Source organism: Bacillus paramycoides (genome assembly GCF_001884235.1).
Taxonomy (GTDB): Bacteria; Bacillota; Bacilli; order Bacillales; family Bacillaceae_G; genus Bacillus_A; species Bacillus_A paramycoides.
On the sequence record NZ_MAOI01000134.1, the window covers coordinates 121,128 to 139,767 of the forward strand.

The 18,640-nt window shown below is 36.1% G+C and carries 21 protein-coding genes and 2 riboswitches; of the genes, 2 read left to right on the top strand and 19 right to left on the bottom strand.

What is annotated here, in order from left to right:
• Positions 1–6 precede the first annotated feature (6 nt).
• The 5 genes from sat to BAU28_RS28025 all read right to left on the bottom strand — a co-directional run bounded on the left by sat (position 7) and on the right by BAU28_RS28025 (position 4,578).
• Positions 7–1,143 (bottom strand): sulfate adenylyltransferase, encoded by a 1,137-nt coding sequence (gene sat, locus BAU28_RS28005; protein WP_071721227.1) that lies wholly within the window; start codon positions 1,141–1,143, stop codon positions 7–9.
• 39 nt (positions 1,144–1,182) lie between these two features.
• Complete coding sequence (locus BAU28_RS28010; protein ID WP_071721229.1) at positions 1,183–1,887, bottom strand: phosphoadenylyl-sulfate reductase; 705 nt, start codon at positions 1,885–1,887, stop codon at positions 1,183–1,185.
• A gap of 86 nt (positions 1,888–1,973) precedes the next feature.
• Positions 1,974–2,117, bottom strand: a complete 144-nt coding sequence (locus tag BAU28_RS28015; RefSeq protein WP_002171072.1) for a YezD family protein — start codon at positions 2,115–2,117, stop codon at positions 1,974–1,976.
• 71 nt (positions 2,118–2,188) lie between these two features.
• A riboswitch (SAM riboswitch) is annotated at positions 2,189–2,297 on the bottom strand.
• Between the two features lie 117 nt (positions 2,298–2,414).
• Complete coding sequence (gene lysA, locus BAU28_RS28020; RefSeq protein ID WP_071721231.1) at positions 2,415–3,731, bottom strand: diaminopimelate decarboxylase; 1,317 nt, start codon at positions 3,729–3,731, stop codon at positions 2,415–2,417.
• A gap of 181 nt (positions 3,732–3,912) precedes the next feature.
• A riboswitch (Lysine riboswitch) is annotated at positions 3,913–4,094 on the bottom strand.
• A gap of 88 nt (positions 4,095–4,182) precedes the next feature.
• Complete coding sequence (locus tag BAU28_RS28025; protein ID WP_071721233.1) at positions 4,183–4,578, bottom strand: DUF3888 domain-containing protein; 396 nt, start codon at positions 4,576–4,578, stop codon at positions 4,183–4,185.
• Positions 4,579–4,839: 261 nt separating this feature from the next.
• Here BAU28_RS28025 and BAU28_RS28030 point away from each other — a divergent pair, with 261 nt between their 5' ends.
• Both BAU28_RS28030 and pssA read left to right on the top strand, forming a co-directional pair.
• Entirely contained in the window at positions 4,840–6,726 is a 1,887-nt protein-coding gene (locus BAU28_RS28030; RefSeq protein ID WP_071721235.1) for an LTA synthase family protein, read from the top strand.
• A 165-nt stretch (positions 6,727–6,891) separates the two neighbouring features.
• The gene (gene pssA / locus BAU28_RS28035; RefSeq protein WP_000285417.1) at positions 6,892–7,593 is read left to right on the top strand and encodes a CDP-diacylglycerol--serine O-phosphatidyltransferase; all 702 of its coding nucleotides are present in this window, start codon (positions 6,892–6,894) and stop codon (positions 7,591–7,593) included.
• A gap of 31 nt (positions 7,594–7,624) precedes the next feature.
• Here the strand turns inward: pssA and BAU28_RS28040 are convergent, their stop codons facing one another.
• The 14 genes from BAU28_RS28040 to leuC all read right to left on the bottom strand — a co-directional run.
• Positions 7,625–8,605 (bottom strand): 2-hydroxyacid dehydrogenase family protein, encoded by a 981-nt coding sequence (locus tag BAU28_RS28040; RefSeq protein WP_116500499.1) that lies wholly within the window; start codon positions 8,603–8,605, stop codon positions 7,625–7,627.
• 137 nt (positions 8,606–8,742) lie between these two features.
• Positions 8,743–8,907: a YozQ family protein gene (locus tag BAU28_RS28045; RefSeq protein ID WP_053081327.1), complete on the bottom strand. Its 165-nt coding sequence runs from the start codon at positions 8,905–8,907 to the stop codon at positions 8,743–8,745.
• 68 nt (positions 8,908–8,975) lie between these two features.
• Entirely contained in the window at positions 8,976–9,995 is a 1,020-nt protein-coding gene (locus tag BAU28_RS28050) for a histidinol phosphate phosphatase domain-containing protein (protein WP_048370537.1), read from the bottom strand.
• A gap of 12 nt (positions 9,996–10,007) precedes the next feature.
• A complete protein-coding gene (gene hisE / locus BAU28_RS28055; protein ID WP_071721239.1) occupies positions 10,008–10,331 on the bottom strand; it encodes a phosphoribosyl-ATP diphosphatase in 324 nt (107 codons plus the stop codon).
• 10 nt (positions 10,332–10,341) lie between these two features.
• Positions 10,342–10,647: a phosphoribosyl-AMP cyclohydrolase gene (gene hisI / locus BAU28_RS28060; protein ID WP_002171064.1), complete on the bottom strand. Its 306-nt coding sequence runs from the start codon at positions 10,645–10,647 to the stop codon at positions 10,342–10,344.
• Positions 10,644–11,402, bottom strand: coding sequence for an imidazole glycerol phosphate synthase subunit HisF (gene hisF / locus BAU28_RS28065; RefSeq protein ID WP_025147302.1), 759 nt, complete (start codon positions 11,400–11,402; stop codon positions 10,644–10,646). Before hisF ends, hisI begins: the two co-directional genes overlap by 4 nt.
• Positions 11,396–12,115, bottom strand: a complete 720-nt coding sequence (gene hisA, locus BAU28_RS28070) for a 1-(5-phosphoribosyl)-5-[(5-phosphoribosylamino)methylideneamino]imidazole-4-carboxamide isomerase (RefSeq protein ID WP_071721241.1) — start codon at positions 12,113–12,115, stop codon at positions 11,396–11,398. Before hisA ends, hisF begins: the two co-directional genes overlap by 7 nt.
• Positions 12,088–12,717 (bottom strand): imidazole glycerol phosphate synthase subunit HisH, encoded by a 630-nt coding sequence (gene hisH / locus BAU28_RS28075; protein WP_071721243.1) that lies wholly within the window; start codon positions 12,715–12,717, stop codon positions 12,088–12,090. The genes hisA and hisH overlap by 28 nt, the downstream gene beginning before the upstream one ends.
• Positions 12,718–13,302 (bottom strand): imidazoleglycerol-phosphate dehydratase HisB, encoded by a 585-nt coding sequence (gene hisB / locus BAU28_RS28080; RefSeq protein ID WP_025147305.1) that lies wholly within the window; start codon positions 13,300–13,302, stop codon positions 12,718–12,720.
• Positions 13,302–14,591 carry a histidinol dehydrogenase gene (gene hisD / locus BAU28_RS28085; protein ID WP_071721245.1) on the bottom strand — a complete coding sequence of 430 codons (1,290 nt, stop codon included), beginning with the start codon at positions 14,589–14,591 and terminating at the stop codon, positions 13,302–13,304. The genes hisB and hisD overlap by 1 nt, the downstream gene beginning before the upstream one ends.
• An 11-nt stretch (positions 14,592–14,602) precedes the next feature.
• Complete coding sequence (hisG, locus tag BAU28_RS28090) at positions 14,603–15,238, bottom strand: ATP phosphoribosyltransferase (RefSeq protein WP_033719325.1); 636 nt, start codon at positions 15,236–15,238, stop codon at positions 14,603–14,605.
• Positions 15,214–16,476 carry an ATP phosphoribosyltransferase regulatory subunit gene (locus tag BAU28_RS28095; RefSeq protein WP_048370553.1) on the bottom strand — a complete coding sequence of 421 codons (1,263 nt, stop codon included), beginning with the start codon at positions 16,474–16,476 and terminating at the stop codon, positions 15,214–15,216. Before BAU28_RS28095 ends, hisG begins: the two co-directional genes overlap by 25 nt.
• Before the next feature lie 308 nt (positions 16,477–16,784).
• Entirely contained in the window at positions 16,785–17,366 is a 582-nt protein-coding gene (leuD, locus tag BAU28_RS28100) for a 3-isopropylmalate dehydratase small subunit (RefSeq protein WP_071721247.1), read from the bottom strand.
• Positions 17,344–18,640 (bottom strand): 3-isopropylmalate dehydratase large subunit (gene leuC, locus BAU28_RS28105; RefSeq protein ID WP_071721248.1); only part of this gene is annotated, 1,297 nt, incomplete at its 5' end. The genes leuD and leuC, both read right to left, overlap by 23 nt.

Here is an 18,640-nt window from a genome sequence, read left to right on the forward strand (position 1 = left end):
CTCTCCCTATTCTGTTACTACTTCTTTTTTCAAACCTTTAATTAGTACTTCCACTACTTCTTTACGACTAAATGTACTTGGCGGAATCTCACCATTTCTTAACATTTCTCTTACTTTCGTACCTGATAAAATGACGTGGTCTTCTTTTCCGTGCGGACATGTTTTCGTTGAAGCCATCGCTTCACATTTGATGCAATAAAAACTATGTTCAAAAAATAACGGCGTAATCCCTAACTCTTCTACTGTAAAATTCTTAAAGATGTCCTGCGCTTCATACGTTCCGTAATAATCTCCTACTCCTGCATGATCACGCCCGACAATAAAGTGAGTACAGCCAAAATTCTTTCTTACTAATGCATGAAATATCGCTTCACGTGGACCTGCATATCGCATCGCTGCAGGAAATACCCCTAAGAAAACACGATCTTTTGGATAATAGTTCTGTAGTAATACTTCATAACTTTCCATCCTCACATCAGCAGGAATATCATCTGATTTCGTTTCACCAACGAGCGGGTTTAAAAAGAGACCATCGACAATTTCAAGTGCAGATTTTTGAATATATTCATGCGCACGATGTACAGGATTGCGTGTTTGGAACCCAACTACCGTTTTCCATCCGCGCTTTTTAAATTCCGCTCTTGTTTCGATTGGATCTAAATGATAAGAAGCAAACTGATCATTTTCAGAGCGTTGTATTAAAATAATAGCGCCTCCAACGTAAACGTTCGGCCGATCATACAATTTTTTCACCCCTGGATGAGCCTCATCCGTCGTTTTATATACGAGTAACGCCTCTTTTTCTTTATCAGGTACAAAAATATCTTCTATTTGAATAACACCATATACAGCTCCATCTTTAACAAGCTTTACTTCTTCTCCAACTTTCAATCTTTCTGCTTCTTCTTCCGTTACTGGTAATGCAATCGGTATACTCCAAACACTACCGTTTACTAAACGAAGCGTTTCTACAACTGAGTCATAATCTCTCTTCCCTAAAAATCCCGTAAGAGGGCTATATCCTCCTGTCGCCAGAAGTTCTAAATCACTAAGTGCAATTTTGTCTAGCTCGATTTCTTTTACAATGTTCGATATGTCATATGTTTCATCAATACGGTTTACTAATTCATTTGTTGTACTCATCTTTTTATATCCCCTCTTAGCTTTATTTCAAAATCTATCTTATTGAAAATGAAGTCCGCATTCTGTCTTCATTTTCCCAGCCCACCTTCCATCTCTTGAGTCGCCACCATCTCCTACAGGCAATGTACATTTCTCACACCCAATACTCGGATAGCCAACATCATGTAGCGGATTATATGGCAAACTATGTTTGTATACATATCGCCAAACTTCTTTCCAAGTCCAATGAATGAGCGGACAAACTTTAATAGATTGAAAACGACGATCTTGATTTATAAACTGTGTATGCTTACGCGTTTCTGATTGTTCTCTTCTCAAGCCTGATATCCACGCTTTTTCGGCTGCTAATGATTTTTCTAACGGTAAAATTTTTCTAATATTACAACAAAGATTCGGATTACTTTCCCATAATTTCTCTCCATGAAGCTTCGCCTGTTCTTCAAGTGTAAACTCAGGCTGTTTTTCTATAATATTTAATGAAGGAAATCTCTCGCGTACCTTTTTAATTAATTCGTACGTTTCTTGAAAATGAACATTTGTATCTAAAAATACAACTTTAGCAGATGGATTTACTTGGTTTATAAGATGCAATAAAACCATTCCCTCCACCCCAAAGCTACATGCATATACAATTTCATCTTTATACTCTCTATAAGCCCAGCTTAATACCGATAACGCACCCTTCGTTTCATCTTCTTCAGAAAATGAAACACTATTTTCTTCCCACGTTTCGTACGTCAACATGTTTTTTCCCCCTGTAACAGCAAAAAGACGGTTTTAATCTAATAAAATAGATTAAAACCGCCTCTAGTTTTTCTAGTCAGCGCTTTTTACTTTAATCGGACCTTTTCACTTTTTTCCAATTGAATCACTTTTCCATCTTGCACAACAATTGTGATTGAACCATATTTCATATCCGCAAGCATCGTTTGAATTTTTTCGGACACTTCATCAAAATGTTCCCGTACTCCCACGCAAACAGCCCCCTTTTTATTCATAAAAAAAATCTTTCCCATTTCGAAAAGACTGTTCGGTAATATATTTTACCTTATCTTTCAAAATGGATTCCATTTTGCTGGATTTAGCACCTTGCTTTCTATAAGCAGGTTGCCGAGCTTCGTAGGGCCAGTTCCCTCCGCTTCTCTTGATAAGCTTTGTATTTGTATTTTATCACAATTCTGATTTTTTTCAATCCTAGTTTTCCGATATATTTTAATTATTTTGTTTTTTAAAAAAGGAATTGCCCACCCTGAGCAACTCCTTTTTCACATTTAAACAAGCTCTTTAATACGTATGCGATCGTTCCCAATAATATTTTCATATGTTTCACGTTCTACAACAATTTGTGACGTCCCGCCTTTTGCAAAGACTACAGCTGGTCTACGAATACGATTATAATTATTAGCCATCGAGTAACCATACGCACCCGTACAAGAAATTGCTAGTAAATCAGAAGAGGCAACTTTCGGGAGATTAATATCCCAAATAAGCATATCTCCACTTTCACAGCATTTCCCAGCAATCGAAACGAGTTCCTCATTTTCATCATTCCCTCGATTCGCCAACATCGCCTCATAACGAGCTCCATATAGAGCCGGTCTTAAATTATCCGTCATCCCACCATCGACTGAAACATATTTCCGAATACCAGGAATCTCTTTCACCGCTCCGACTGTATAAACTGTTGTTCCGGCATCACCTACGATACTACGGCCTGGTTCAATCCATATTTCCGGAAGCGGATATTCACATAATGTAAACTGCTCTCTTACCGTACTTGTTACAGCGTGCACATACGTTTCAAGTGTTAACGGTGTATCAGACTCCGTATAACGTATACCGAAACCTCCGCCCACATTCAATACTTTCACTACATAGTTTGTTCGCTCTCTCACTTCTTCTAAAAATTGACGTAGTACTTCAATTGCTCGAACAAAACCAGCCGTTTCAAATATTTGTGATCCAATGTGCGAGTGAATTCCTAATACATTATAATTTGATTTTTGCAAGGCAAGCTCAATTGCCTGCATCGCTTGACCATTTGAAACACCAAATCCAAATTTCGAATCATCTTGCCCTGTTGTTATATATTCGTGTGTATGTGCCTCTACTCCAGGCGTTACACGGATTAATATGTTCACAAATTTCCCATGTTGAATTGCTAAGTCATGTAAGATTTCTAATTCTAAGAAATTATCTACTACAAAACAACCGATATTTGCCTGAAGAGCCATAATAATTTCTTCTTCTGTTTTATTATTTCCATGAAAATGAATACGAGATGCCGGAAAACCCGCTTGGAGCGCAGTATATAATTCCCCTCCAGAAACAACATCTAAAGACATATTCTCTTCACGAGCTACTCGGCACATCTCCATGCACAAGAACGCCTTGCTTGCATATGCTACTTGATAAGAGAAACCACTTCCTTTAAAAGCACGATGAAACGCACGACATTTCTCTCTAATAAACTCTTCATCGTATACATAAAGTGGTGTTCCGTATTGTTTTGCTAGCTGCGTCGTATCGCACCCTCCAATTTCTAAGTGTCCTTGCCCATTGATTCGGCTTGTGCCTTGTAAATACATTTGAATTCCTCCCTTATTTCCTCTAAAACTCATAACCCCAATCTTCTATTCATTGCAGCACGCTTTTAGATAGACAAAAAACGCGCGGAACAATGTTCACACGCGTTTCTTATTAGGAAAAATATATATATTGAAAAAATAAACGAGTTGTTATCTTCTCAAATAAGAAACCGCATCAACATCTCCAAATAGCTCTCCATAAAATAAATCTTATGACAGTACTACATTTATTCAATGCAGTCCCAATATAAGAATAACGTGGTCATTCTTATATTTCGGCAATAGTCCCTTTCAACCTATGATCACAGATTCCACTAAATCTCCCATAGCTTACTCTTTCCTATCGCGGCCTCTACCTTTGAGAGTAGATGAGGTAAGTCTATTTAATTTTCAAACATCTAATGTTGCTATTAACAATACCAAAGGAACATTTTATTTGTCAAACAATTTTTCAAATTGTTTTTTTACAGTTTAATTTGGTGTCATTTGGTAAACGTTTTACTACAACCTTTGTTACTTCCCATTCGCCTTCCTCATTATTAAACGTAATTGTTACTTTTTCAAATGGCGGAGCAATTTTCCCACCAACTCGTTCATATTTCGTTACTTCGATAACTGCTTGAAATAAATATGTACCACTATACATTTTTTTTAAGCTAATAATTCTCGGACACTCATATGGTTTCAAGCCCCCATACTGTTTTTCAATCGCTCTATTTATTTTTGGAAATAAAACAGAATAAAGCGCATCTTCCATGAGCGGCGCATCATATTGTGCTACTGATACATTCGGTGAAGCAAAAAACATAAAACTACTGCATACTATAACGTATAATAAATTTTGCATTATAACCTCCGCATCATTACGCAATACTTTCTATGTTTAGCAAATGATAATAATCATACATAGAAATTCCATTTTATTGTCTCCCACTTCCCTTTTTCTACTCAATTGTTGCAAAAAAAGCCCACAATCCTCTTTTATTTTCGTATAATGATACTCATAGTATAATAATCATAATAATAAAGGACTGTTCGTATATATAAAGTGAGGATAACTTCAATTAACTTCACAAGAACTGTCATGCTTTCAGGAGAGGAGTATATTATGCTACAACATCTGTTTCCAAAATTACGATTTGCACTCGTTGCAGTCGTTTTATTATGGATTAAAACATATATTGTGTACAAGCTAGCATTTGATATTAAAATTGATAACTTCTTTGAAGAATTTATGCTTTTTATTAATCCACTAGCTTCATTACTTTTATTTTTCGGTTTAGCTTTACTTGCATCTAAGTACCGAAATCGAATTATTATTGGTATTAGTTTTATACTGTCATTTATTTTATTTGGAAATGCAATGTTTTACGGGTTCTATAACGATTTTGTTACATTCCCTGTTTTATTCCAAACAAATAATATGGCTGACTTAGGAACGAGCATTAAAGAGCTCTTTACGTACAAAACATTACTTTTATTTGCAGATGCAATTATTTTAATGTTTATTTCACGTAAATTCCCATCATTTTGTGATACAACGCCACTTTCTCGTTCTGAGAAGCGAACTTTCTTTAGTGGTGTAACAGCGCTATTAGCACTGCAAATTGTTGTTTCAGTTATTTATAAACCACAAATGTTCTCACGCTCATTTGATCGTCAAACTGTCGTGAAAAATTTAGGTTTATACACATATCATCTATTTGATATTACACTTCAATCCAAATCTTCGGCTGAACGTGTATTTGCAAGCGGAGATGGATTTTCTGAAATTAAAAACTACGTAGACGCAAAAGATAAGCAAGTTGATAAAAACTTATTCGGAGCTGCAAAAGGTAAAAATGTAATTTTAATTTCAATGGAATCTACACAAAGTTTTGTTATTAATAAAAAAATAAATGGGAAAGAGATTACTCCATTTTTAAATCAGTTTATAAAAGATAGTTTTTACTTCGATAACTTCTATCATCAAACAGGACAAGGTAAAACTTCTGATGCTGAATTTATCGTGGAAAACTCCCTTTATCCATTAGACCGTGGCTCTGTATTCTTTACTCATGCTAACAATGAATATACCGCGACACCAGAGCAATTAAAAAAATACGGTTATTATTCTGCGGTTTTCCATTCAAACGATAAAACATTTTGGAATCGTGATGTAATGTATCCTGCACTTGGATATGATCGTTATTTTAATTTAAATGATTACGTAGGCACTGAACAAATGTCTGTCGGTTGGGGATTAAAAGATAAAGGGTTCTTTGAACAATCTATTCCAAAGTTAAAATCTTTACCGCAACCGTTCTATACAAAATTTATTACTTTAACAAATCATTTTCCATTTATTCTAAGTCCAGAAGATAAATATGTTGATGAGTTTAATTCGGAAAGCGGTGTTCTAAACCGCTATTTCCCAACGGTCCGCTACACGGATGAAGCTCTTAAATTATTCATTAATCAATTGAAAGAAGAAGGGTTATACGATAATTCCGTTATTGTCATTTATGGTGATCATTATGGTATTTCTGAAAATCATAATGCAGCTATGGCTCAATTCCTTGGGAAAGACGCTATTACACCGTTTGATTCTATGCAATTACAACGCGTCCCTCTCATCATTCATGTACCTGGTCAAGAAGGAAAAGTCATTTCTAAAGTATCAGGACAAATTGATATTAAACCAACGCTTCTTCATTTACTTGGTATTAAAACAAATCAATCAATTGAATTTGGAACTGACTTATTTATAAAAGAAAAGGATCCACTTATGGTAATGCGCGATGGTAGCTTTGTAACAGAAGATTATGTTTATACAAAAAATATATGCTACAAAAGAAGCTCAGGTGAAGAGGCTGACATAGCACTATGCCAGCCATATATCGAAAAAGCCAAAACAGAATTAAAATTCTCCGACAAACTGATTTATGGAGATTTATTACGATTTGATCCTAACAATCGATATAAAACTGGAACGATGACAACAAAATTCGAATAAGGTGAGAAGCAACTTTATGAAAAGTTGCTTCTTTTTTTCTTACGCTTCAAATCTTTCACAAATTGGGAATTTCTTTCGTACGGGGAAGAAATTTATGGTATGATAAAATAAGTAAACTTTCATACACTAATTAAGAATTTATAACAGAAAGCAAGGGATCAGATTTTGTATAGAGCAGCTATTCCAAACTTATTTACGCTCGGAAATTTATATAGCGGATTTTTATCAATCGGCTATGCATCTTTAGGATATTATAAATCAGCTGCTATTTTAGTACTTATCGGGATGATGTTAGATAGTCTTGATGGTCGTGTTGCTCGTTTATTACGCGTTGATTCACAAATGGGAAAAGAGCTTGATTCACTCGCGGATGTTGTAACATTTGGTGCAGCACCTGCTGTTTTAATGTATTACACGTCTTTTTCCAACTACGGAATCATTGGACTATACATAGCGGGATTATTCCCTCTGTTCGGAGCATATCGCTTAGCACGATTTAATGTAACACCATCTTCTACTTCTATGAAATATTTCACTGGAGTTCCGATTACTGCAGCAGGAGGGCTTGTCGCCTTCTTAACATTATTTTCACATACCATTCCAAAAATCGTTCTTATTACAGTATTTGTAACGTTCGCATTTTTAATGGTGAGCCGCATTCGTATCCCAAGTTTAAAAGATGTACCAATTCCACGATATAGCATAATTATTACACTATTTTTAGTTGGAATCATTATCACAATGTACCAAACAGGTTTTGGTAATTTTTCTGTTTTCTTATTCATTGCCATTCCACTATATATTTTGTATATGCTATCTCAATTTATTAGACAAAGACCGTCTAAAAAAGCAAATAAAGAAAAATAAGAAAAACCTTCCGAATTCGGAAGGTTTCTTTTTATTTTTCAACTAAAACTTTTTGATTTACAGGTGTTACAGGTTCTTCACCTTTTAATACAGCTAAAATATTTCTAACTGCCATTTCAGCCATCGCATCACGCGTTTCAAATGTTGCATTTCCTACATGAGGAGTAAGTACTACGTTTTTCAATCCTTTTAATTTCTCTGTAATTTTCGGTTCAAATTCGAATACATCGAGAGCTGCACCTTCTATCTCATTTGTTTCTAGTGCATGCGCAAGTGCAGATTCATTCATAATTGGACCACGTGCAGCATTTACGATATACGCTGTTTTCTTCATCATTTTAAATTGTTCTTCATCAATCATATGATGCAGCTTTGGATTATACGCACAGTTAATTGTAATAAAATCTGCTGTTTGTAATAGTTCTTCTAACGTTACATATGTCGCTTCTAGCTCATTCTCAGCTTCAGGCTTACGATTTGGCCCCGTATATAAAACATTCATTCCAAATGCTTTCGCACGTTTTGCTACTGCTTTCCCAATTTCTCCAAGACCAATAATTCCAATTGTTTTACCATATACTTCTCGGCCTAAGAAAAATAGTGGTGCCCAGCCATTAAATCCAATTGTACGACATAATGTATCCCCTTCAGAAATTCGTCTTGCTGCGGCTAAAAGAATTGCAAATGTTAACTCCGCTGTTGCCTCTGTAGATACTTTCGGTGTATTTGTAACAGCAATCCCCTTTTCTCCAGCATATGTGTAATCAATATTATCGTAACCCGCGCCATAGTTTGCAATAATTTTCAAGTTTGGTGCTGCATCAATAACCTCTTTCGTTACCTTCGTAGAAAGTAAACTTAAAAGTGCATCTTTATCTTTTACACGTTCCGCTAACTCTTCTACACTAATTAATTCTTCTTTATTATACATTTCCACATCATGATTTTTTAATAATTCTAATCCGATTTCTGGAATATTTCCTGCCACTAATATTTTCGCCACTACTAACACCTCTTCTATATAAAATAAGATATCTCTTATATTTTATTGTAAGAAATCCACATATAAAAACCAAGGAATTTGATTATAGTTTTGAAAATCGACACTTTTTCCCATAAGAAAAGAGGAGATCTTTCTCTCCTCTCTTCTTACGCTTTTTCTTGCGATTCTTTCCCAAGCTTCGCATCGATTGTTCCTTCTGCAACTGTATCGCTAATTTGTTCCTCAATAACAGAGTTAGCTGTATTATTCGTTTCAGAAGTATAAGCTTGATCCGCCACTTGAACATTTTGTTTATTTTGTTGTTTCGCCATTTTTCACCCTCCTTTTCATTCCTTCTTATTTTGAACAAAAAGGGTGGTTTTCATCAAAAAATCGTGGTTCATTTTGAAATTGTTACTTCTTCTTCAAGCACTCTCATCGTTCTTACTCGTTTCGTGAATGTAGCTATATGAGAAATATCATGATTGCGTAATGTCTTTATATTCTCTTCCACATACTTTCCTAAATCATTCGGATAATGGGCATCTGAGGATAGAGTAATTGGAACTCCATGCTTAGCTAATACTTGTAAATAAAGCGCACTTGGACACATTTCGCGCACAGGATAGCGATAGTACAATCCCGCATTTATTTCTGTTGCTGTATTTGTTTCCACCAACGCACGAGCAATGTCCTTATAATAAGAAAGCTGTTCATTCTCATCCAATCGATAATTAAATACTTTTATGTTATCGAGGTGAGCTATAATATCAAAAAGCTCGGAACGAACGGCACTTTCAACTGTAGCGAAAAACGTATGATATAAAGTATGTAACTCATGCGTATCAAAGTACTCTTTCGTATCTGGATTATCAAATCCCCATCCATCTATAAAATGGACCGAGCCGATTACATAATCCCAATCTGCTAATGCTAGTAAGCCTTTTAACTCTTGTTCACCACCGATAAAATAATCTGCTTCAATTCCAAGTTTGAGCGTTATCCCTCGTTTTCTCCATCGCTCTTTTGCCTCTTCAATCGCCTTTGTAAAATCATAAATAGACGTTACTCTTACTTGATCTAACCATTCTTTTTGTAAACGACCAAGCTTAGAATCACTAATATCTACATACTTTTCATAATATCCTTTCGCTTCATGAAAACGGTATAAGTGATCGACAATACCAATTTCTTTTATACCTTTTCGCAAAGCTTCTTCTAAATATAAATCAATCCATTTCGTTGTAAATGGACCTTCCTTCACACGTCTTTGCAGGCGTTCTTGTGTTTTCACAAGCCAGCCTATTGAATGCTTTTCTTCTTTAAGCGGTTCATAATATTGTAGTGCTTCATTTATTTTAGCAAGCCAACCTATTGAATACGGCCCTTCTTCTAAATGAAGGTGGTAGTCCACTTTCATCCATATTCCCCCTTATAATGTATCTATTTCTCTTCGGTCCCCTACTCTTGAAAGCTTTCCATTTCTTTCTTTCACTTCTTGCATGACATCTTCTAATGAAATATTTTTTTCAGCTAATAGAACAAAACAGTGATAAAACACATCAACCATTTCTTTTATTAGTTCTTCTTTATCATTATTTTTAGAAGCAATGATTACTTCGGCACATTCCTCACCAATTTTCTTTAAAATTTTATCTTCTCCTTTCGAAAATAAATAATTAGTATATGATTCAGGAAGTGGATTTTTCTTTCGTTCTTCAATTGTTTCAAATAATAACTTAAAGATATCTTCCATATGTATCCCCCTATATAATTTTGTAGTGAAAACACGTTTTCTCTCCCGTATGACAAGCTGGTCCTACTTGCTTTACAACAACAACAATTGAATCTTGATCACAATCTAAATAAAGGGATTGAACATATTGGACATTTCCTGATGTTCCTCCTTTATTCCATAACGATTGTCTCGAACGGGAATAAAACCATGTTCTTTTCGTTTCTAGCGTCTTTTCATACGCTTCTTCATTCATATAAGCTAGCATTAAAACTTCGTTCGTATCTTCCTCGATAACAACTACCGGTATTAAACCTTTTGAAAAATTAGGTTTCATAACCGCACCTCAACGTTTGCTTCTCTTAATTTTTTCTTTACATCCTGTACAGTCGCTTCACCATAATGGAAGATTGATGCTGCTAATGCTGCATCAACTGTTGTTTTTTGAAATACTTCTAAAATGTGATCCGCATGACCACATCCCCCTGATGCGATTACTGGGACGGAAACGCTGTTTGAAATTGCCTCTGTTAAACGAAGATCATATCCATTTTTTGTTCCATCTGCATCCATACTCGTCAGCAAAATTTCTCCTGCTCCGAGCTTAACGACACGCTTCGCCCATTCTATTGCATCCATTCCCGTATCAATTCTTCCGCCATTTACGTATACATTCCATTTATCTTCCGCTACTTTTCTAGCATCGATTGCTACGACAATACATTGCGATCCAAAATGTTCTGCACCTGCCTGGATTAGCTTTGGATTTCGCACTGCAGCTGAGTTAATTGAAACTTTATCCGCTCCAGCTCTTAGAAGATTATACATATCTTGAACATTTGCAATCCCCCCGCCAACTGTAAGAGGAATAAATACTTTTGAAGCAGTTTTTTCTACAACATCTATAATCGTTTTTCGCCCTTCATGCGTCGCAGTAATATCTAAAAATACGATTTCATCTGCCCCCGCATCATTATATAAAGCTGCTATTTCAACAGGATCACCGACGTCTTGTAATCCTATAAAATTCACTCCCTTTACTACTCGACCTTCTTTTACATCTAGACATGGAATAATTCGTTTCGCTAACATAACTTTGTAACCTCTAACACTTCTTCTAAATCAATCGTTTTCTCGTAAAGTGCCTTCCCAATGATAACGCCATATATATTCATATCATTTAATCTTTTCACATCTTGAATAGATGCTACACCTCCAGATGCAATTACACGAATGCCCACATTTTTTTGCAGTAACTCTAATTGTTCAAAATTTGGTCCTGCAAGCGTCCCGTCTTTCGATATGTCTGTAAACACAATCGTTTGAACACCTAAACTTGCCATTTGCTTCGCTAAATCGATGTAAGAAATTTCAGATAAATCTAACCAGCCCCTCGTTGCTACGAAACCATTTTTCGCATCAATTCCAACAATAATTTTCTCTTTATATAGACGAACCGCTTCTTCTAAAAATGATTTATCATACAGTGCAGCAGTCCCTAAAATCACTTTTTCTACACCTACCGATAATAACTTCTCCACCACCGCAAGTGACCGAACTCCCCCTCCAACTTGCACCGGAATACGCACCGCCCTGCATATTTTTTCAATAACAGGCAAATTTACTGCTTCCCCAGCAATTGCTCCATCTAAATCAACGATGTGCAATATTTTCGCTCCAAGTTTTTCAAATACAATCGCTTGCGCAACCGGATCTTCATTCATCACCGTTTCTTTACTAAATTCTCCTTGATATAGCCTGACGCATCGTCCTTCTTTTAAATCGATAGCTGGGAAGATTTCCATGCTTCTACCACCTCTTTGAAATTTTTTAACATTTGCATCCCAATTTCGCCACTTTTTTCAGGATGAAACTGTGCACCGAATATATTTCCTTTTGCTACAAAACCAGGTACTTTCACTCCATACTCACTTGCGCCATATACAATCTCATTTGGACAATCTGCATAATAAGAGTGAACATAATATACGAAAGAACCGTCCTCTACTCCATTCCAAAGCGATATTTCTCCTTCTTTTTTTAATTCATTCCACCCCATATGTGGAATTTTATAAGGAACTTTTAACTTTCGAATGACACCTGGCAATAAATTTAATCCGTTACAGTTTTGTAGTTCCTCACTTTTTTCAAATAAAAGCTGCATTCCTAAGCAAATGCCCAGAAGCGGTTTCCCTGAACTTCCAACTTCTTTTAGCACATATACTAAATCTTTTTTTTCTAAAACGTCCATCGCTTTCGGAAATGCACCTACTCCTGGTAAAATAACTCCATCACTTCTCAATATTTCTTCTATATCATCCGTTACGATATACTCTGCTCCAATATATTTTAATGCCTGTTCCACACTGCGAATATTTCCCATTCCATAATCTATAATTGCAATCAATTACAACATTCCTTTCGTTGAATTTACGCCAGTAATCTTGTCATTTTTATCGACTGCTTCTCTAAGCGCTCGACCGAATGCTTTAAATAAAGCTTCAATTTTGTGATGTGTATTGCTTCCATATAGTATGCGAGCATGTAATGTAATATTTGCAGCATGGGCAACTGCTCTAAAAAATTCTTCCGTTAGTTCTGTGTCAAAATCTCCAAGCTTCGGATTTGTTAATTCACCTTGAAACACAATATATGAGCGCCCGCTTATATCAATTGCGACAAATCCTAAAGACTCATCCATTGGCACATATGCCGATCCGTACCTGTTAATTCCCTCTTTATTTTGCAATGCTTCTTTCAAGCAAGTTCCGAGTACAATTCCAACATCTTCAACTGTATGATGAGCATCAACGAATACATCACCTTCAGCTTCAACTTGCAAACCAAATCTTCCGTGCCTTGCAAATAAAGTTAGCATATGATCAAAAAATCCAACTCCCGTTTGCACAGAAACATTCGTACTTTCATCAAGTTGCAAACTTAATTTAATTTTCGTTTCCGTCGTCTCACGTACTTGACTAGATTGGCGCATTATTCTTCCTCCTTAAACCTAATTTGAATCGCTCTCGCGTGTGCATGTAAACCTTCTTTATTTGCGAGTTCTACAATATGATGTTGTACACTTTTTAACGCTTCTTCCGTATAAGAAATAAAGCTTGATTTTTTCACAAAATCATCGACAGATAACGGAGAGAAGAACCTTGCCGTTCCACTTGTCGGTAATACGTGATTCGGTCCTGCCAAATAATCTCCGAGCGGTTCAGGTGCATATGGGCCAAGAAAAATTGATCCTGCATGCTTTACATAAGCTAGAGCATTCATTGGCTCTTTTATATGTAACTCTAAATGTTCTGGAGCAATTTCATTTGATAATTGAAACGCCTCTTCTAAAGAAGGAACAATAAAAATTGCTCCATTTCTTTTTATTGATTCACGAGCGATTTCACTTCTTGGCAACGTCTCTAACTGTCTTTCTATTTCTCTTTCTACTTCTTTCGCAAGCTGTATATTCGTTGTAATACAAATAGCTGTCGCCCTTTCGTCATGTTCTGCTTGTGATAATAAATCTGCAGCAATATAATTGGCATTTCCTGTTTCATCTGCTATAACTACAATTTCTGACGGTCCAGCAATCATATCTATATTTACTATCCCGTATACTTCTCGCTTCGCTAGAGCGACATACAAATTCCCTGGCCCAACTATTTTATCTACTTTAGGAATCGATTCTGTTCCGTATGCTAGAGCAGCAATTGCTTGAGCACCACCGGCCATATAAATTTCATCTACACCTGCAAGGCTTGCAGCAGCTAATATATGCGGATCAATTCCTCCTTGTCTCGGCGGTGTTACCATTACAATTTTTTTTACACCTGCGAGTTTTGCTGGCAATACATTCATTAATACTGATGAAGGATACGAAGCTGTTCCACCTGGCACATACACACCTACATTTTCTAACGGCCGAATGAGCTGCCCTCTAATTACCCCTTCACTTTCACAATCGAACATAGATTGTCTTTTTTGCTTTTCGTGATACGAGACAATGTTTTTCTTCGCTTCTTTTAACGCTTCTAAAAAAGAATGTTCTACAAACTTACTTGCTTGTTTTATTTCTTGCTCACTTACACGAAAATCTTTTATCTCTACCCCATCAAACTTTTTTGTATAGAACAATACACCCTCATCTTTACTCTCCCTTACGTTTTGAACAATTTCTCTTACACTTCTTTGAACAGTTTCTTCTATTATATTAGCGCTTTCTCGTAGCAATTTTATTTTCGATAACGCCTCTCGGAAATCTTCATACACTATCTCCATTTCAAGTCCTCCTATTTCCCTGACAAAATTTCTTGCTCCATCTTATTTATAATACTGAATATTTCGTCTTTTTTAGTTTTCAACGCAGCCTTATTCACAATCATCCGAGCTGATATAGAACACATTTCTTCAAATACAATTAATCCGTTTTCTTGTAATGTTTTTCCTGTTTCAACTATATCAACAATCGCATCTGCCAATCCCAGAAGCGGAGCAATCTCTACGGATCCTTCTATTTTAATAATTTCTACATCCTCCCCTTTATCATGAAAATAAGTGGAAGTAATGTGCGGATATTTCGTAGCAATTCGTTTCTTTCGGTAACTCTTCGGATTATACGTAGGAATAGAAGCGACACAAAATTTACACACACCTACTCCTAAATCCACCATCTCATATATATCTTTCTCACATTCCATTAAAATATCTTTTCCAACGACTCCAATATCAGCTACGCCATGTTCCACATAAGTAGCAACATCCACCGCTTTCACTAAAATAAATGAAATATTTGTGTTTTTACTTTTAAACACCAGTTTCCTTCCTTTATCTTTGAGCTCTGAACAATCAATTCCAATTTTCTCAAACAGTGGAATAACATGCTTTTCTAATCTACCTTTCGTTAACGCAATTTGAATGTTACGCATGAAGCCTCCCCTTCTTTCTGGATGATCCATTTCTCTCTCCATACATATTCCACCAATGACTCACTCTTCGTCTCAACGACCGTCATTATTTTATTCTTTTTTGCAAATTGAAAACTGTCGTTTAAATTAGAGAATAGAGATAACTCCACTTTCTTCCCGTCCTTTTGAAGTAAATTTCGTAATCTTTCTGCTTCTGCTAAACTATTTAACTCATAATGAATCATAATATCTATTTGCTTTCGTTTATATGGTTCTTGCTGCTCTTGAAGTGCCTTAACAATTTGATTTACTTGCACCGCGAGTCCAACCGCTGGCATCATTTCTCCAAAATTACTAATTAACTCATCGTATCTTCCGCCACTAACGATTTCTTCTCCAATTTCATATATATACCCTTTGAAAATAACACCTGTATAATAATCCAAATGTTGAATCATACCTAAATCAATTGATATGTAAGAGCCATATCCTAACTTTTCAATTGTTTCATACATTTCTTTCACCCTTGCAATTGCCTTTTTCATTTCATTACTTGAAGCAAGTTTTTCCGCTTCCTCAATGACTTCTAAATTCCCAAATAATCTTGGTAATTTCTCAAGTAATCTTACTGTTTCATCACACCGATTTAATTTCTTTTCTCCGATAAAACGTGAGAGTGCGGCATAATTTTTACTTTCAATATACGTCCTAAGTGACTTTTCTTCTTCATCATTAATGGAGAGCTTTTTTACAATACATTTATATAACTGCACTTGCCCAATCTCAATTGTGAAAGATTGCACCTTCAATTTTTGAAGTGCTTGAATTACGCTTATCACACATTCAATTTCAGCCCTTACATTATCAATTCCGATAATTTCAATACCACTTTGCACTATTTCATTATATTTCCCAGTAAGAGACTCATTCGCCCGAAATACATTCCCGCTATACGTTACTTTAAGAGGAATATCCCCTCTCTGTGTTCCAATTACTCTTGCTAAAGGAATTGTCATATCTGGGCGCAAAACGATAATCCGTCCTTTTTCATCAAAAAACTTATACATCTTTTCTTCATCTATCGGCCTGTTTTGAAATGCAAAAACATCGTAAAACTCAATTGTAGGTGTCCTTATTTCTTCATAACCTCTCTCTAAAAATGTACGTCTTAATTTTTGTTCCACTTCTTCAATTAACGTACATTCTTCGAATAAGTAATCTCTCGTTCCATTCGGATTTGCCCGCTTCCACTTTGTCATCTGAATTCACACACCCTTCCCTCTTTAATATATGCCCATTCCATTCACCCAAACCGAAAATAAAAAGAGCCTTGTAGACAAAATACCTACAAGGCTCTTTAGTAGAGTGTAGGTACAACGGGAATAACCCTTGTACCTACACGTTTTCACGTTAGGTTCAAGGGTTTCATGTATGATGATGTAGTTGTGTAAGCATTTTAATAGATTGCATTGTATTCATAATACTTACTCCTTTTCTCCTCTGATTTTTACATAGTATATAACAGATAATTCTGAATGTAAATACATTTTTAATACTCCGTTATTTCTTAATATGAAGCTACTTTTCTTTCATACTCTCCAATTTCTTGTTCATATTGCATCGTAATGGCGATTTCATCTAGACCATTTAATAATTTTCCTTTCCACATTTTCTCAATTGTAAAATGAAGCCTGTGCGTATTCGTTGTAATTACTTCATTCTCTAAATCAACTTCTATTTGATCTCTCGCATTCGTTTTGGCAAGTTGTTCACGCATCTCTTTATCCATTACAATCGGTAACATACCATTCTTCATACAATTCATATAAAAAATATCTGCAAATCCTCCAGCGATAATAACGCGGAAACCGTAATCAGCAAGCGCCCAAGGAGCATGTTCTCTTGAAGAACCACATCCAAAATTATCACCTGTAATTAATATACTTGCTCCTTTTCTGTCTAGATCATTAAGGGGGAAATTAGGATTTTCATGACGCTCATTATCGTAACGCCACTCATCAAATAAATACTTTCCAAATCCCGTCCTTTCAATTCTCTTTAAGTATTGCTTCGGAATAATTTGATCTGTATCAATATTATCATTCATAAGTACAGCGACCGTACCTTTATGAATACGAAATGGCTCCATCATAACTCTCCTTTCTAATATCAACAAAATGCCCATATAATGCAGCCGCTGCTGCCATAGCTGGGCTTACTAAATGTGTTCTCGCTCCCTTCCCTTGTCTTCCTTCAAAGTTACGATTTGAAGTAGAAGCACAATGTTCTCCTTCAGGTACTTGATCTGGATTCATCCCAAGACACATTGAACATCCAGGCTCTCTCCATTCAAATCCAGCTTCTTCAAATATGTGATGTAATCCTTTTTGCATCGCCGCTTCTCTTATCCTTTTAGATCCAGGCACAACGAGTGCTCGCACACCTTCTTTTACTTTTCTCCCTTTTACAACAGCTGCGGCAATTTCTAAATCAGATAAACGTGAATTTGTACAAGAACCAATAAAGACATGCTTAACAGGAATTTCAAAAGTACTTTGTCCAGGGCTCAATCCCATATAAGAAAATGCTCTTTCATCATTTCCATCCTGTTTTTCTGGTAATTTTTCATCAATACGAACACCCATACTTGGATTTGTTCCCCAAGTGACGTACGGCGCTAAATCCGTAACATCTATTGAAATATGTAAATCATAAATCGCATCTGAATCTGTATAAAGCTCCGACCATTTTTTCTTGAAAGATTCATAGTCTTTCGGTGCATACTTACGCCCTTTTACATAAGAAAATGTTTTTTCATCCGGTGCGATAATGCCTGCTTTCGCTCCTCCTTCAATTGCCATATTGCAAAGTGTCATTCGCTCTTCCATATCCATATCATGGATCGTCTCTCCATAGAATTCCATTACATACCCTGTTCCAACCGCTACACCGTACTTTGAGAGAAGATGCAAAATAATATCCTTTGCATAAACGCCTTTCGGTAACTTTCCTTTTAATTCAATCCCCATCGCTTTCGGTTTTCGTTGCCACAACGTTTGCGTTGCTAATACATGCTCTACTTCACTCGTACCAATACCAAACGCTAAAGCACCGAAAGCACCGTGGGTTGCTGTATGGCTATCACCACAAACAATTGTTTTCCCTGGCTGTGTGAGTCCAAGCTCCGGTCCGATAACATGAACGATTCCTTGCTCTTCATCACCAATATCAGCTAATCGCACCTGAAATTGTTTACAATTGTCACGAAGTGTATCCAACTGCTGCTTCGCAATGCGATCGGTAATATTCCAAACATCTTTCGTTGGAATATTATGATCCATCGTTGCAAACGTTAATTCCGGTCTCCGAACAGTTCGATTTGCAAGCCGCAAGCCTTCAAAGGCTTGCGGTGAAGTTACTTCG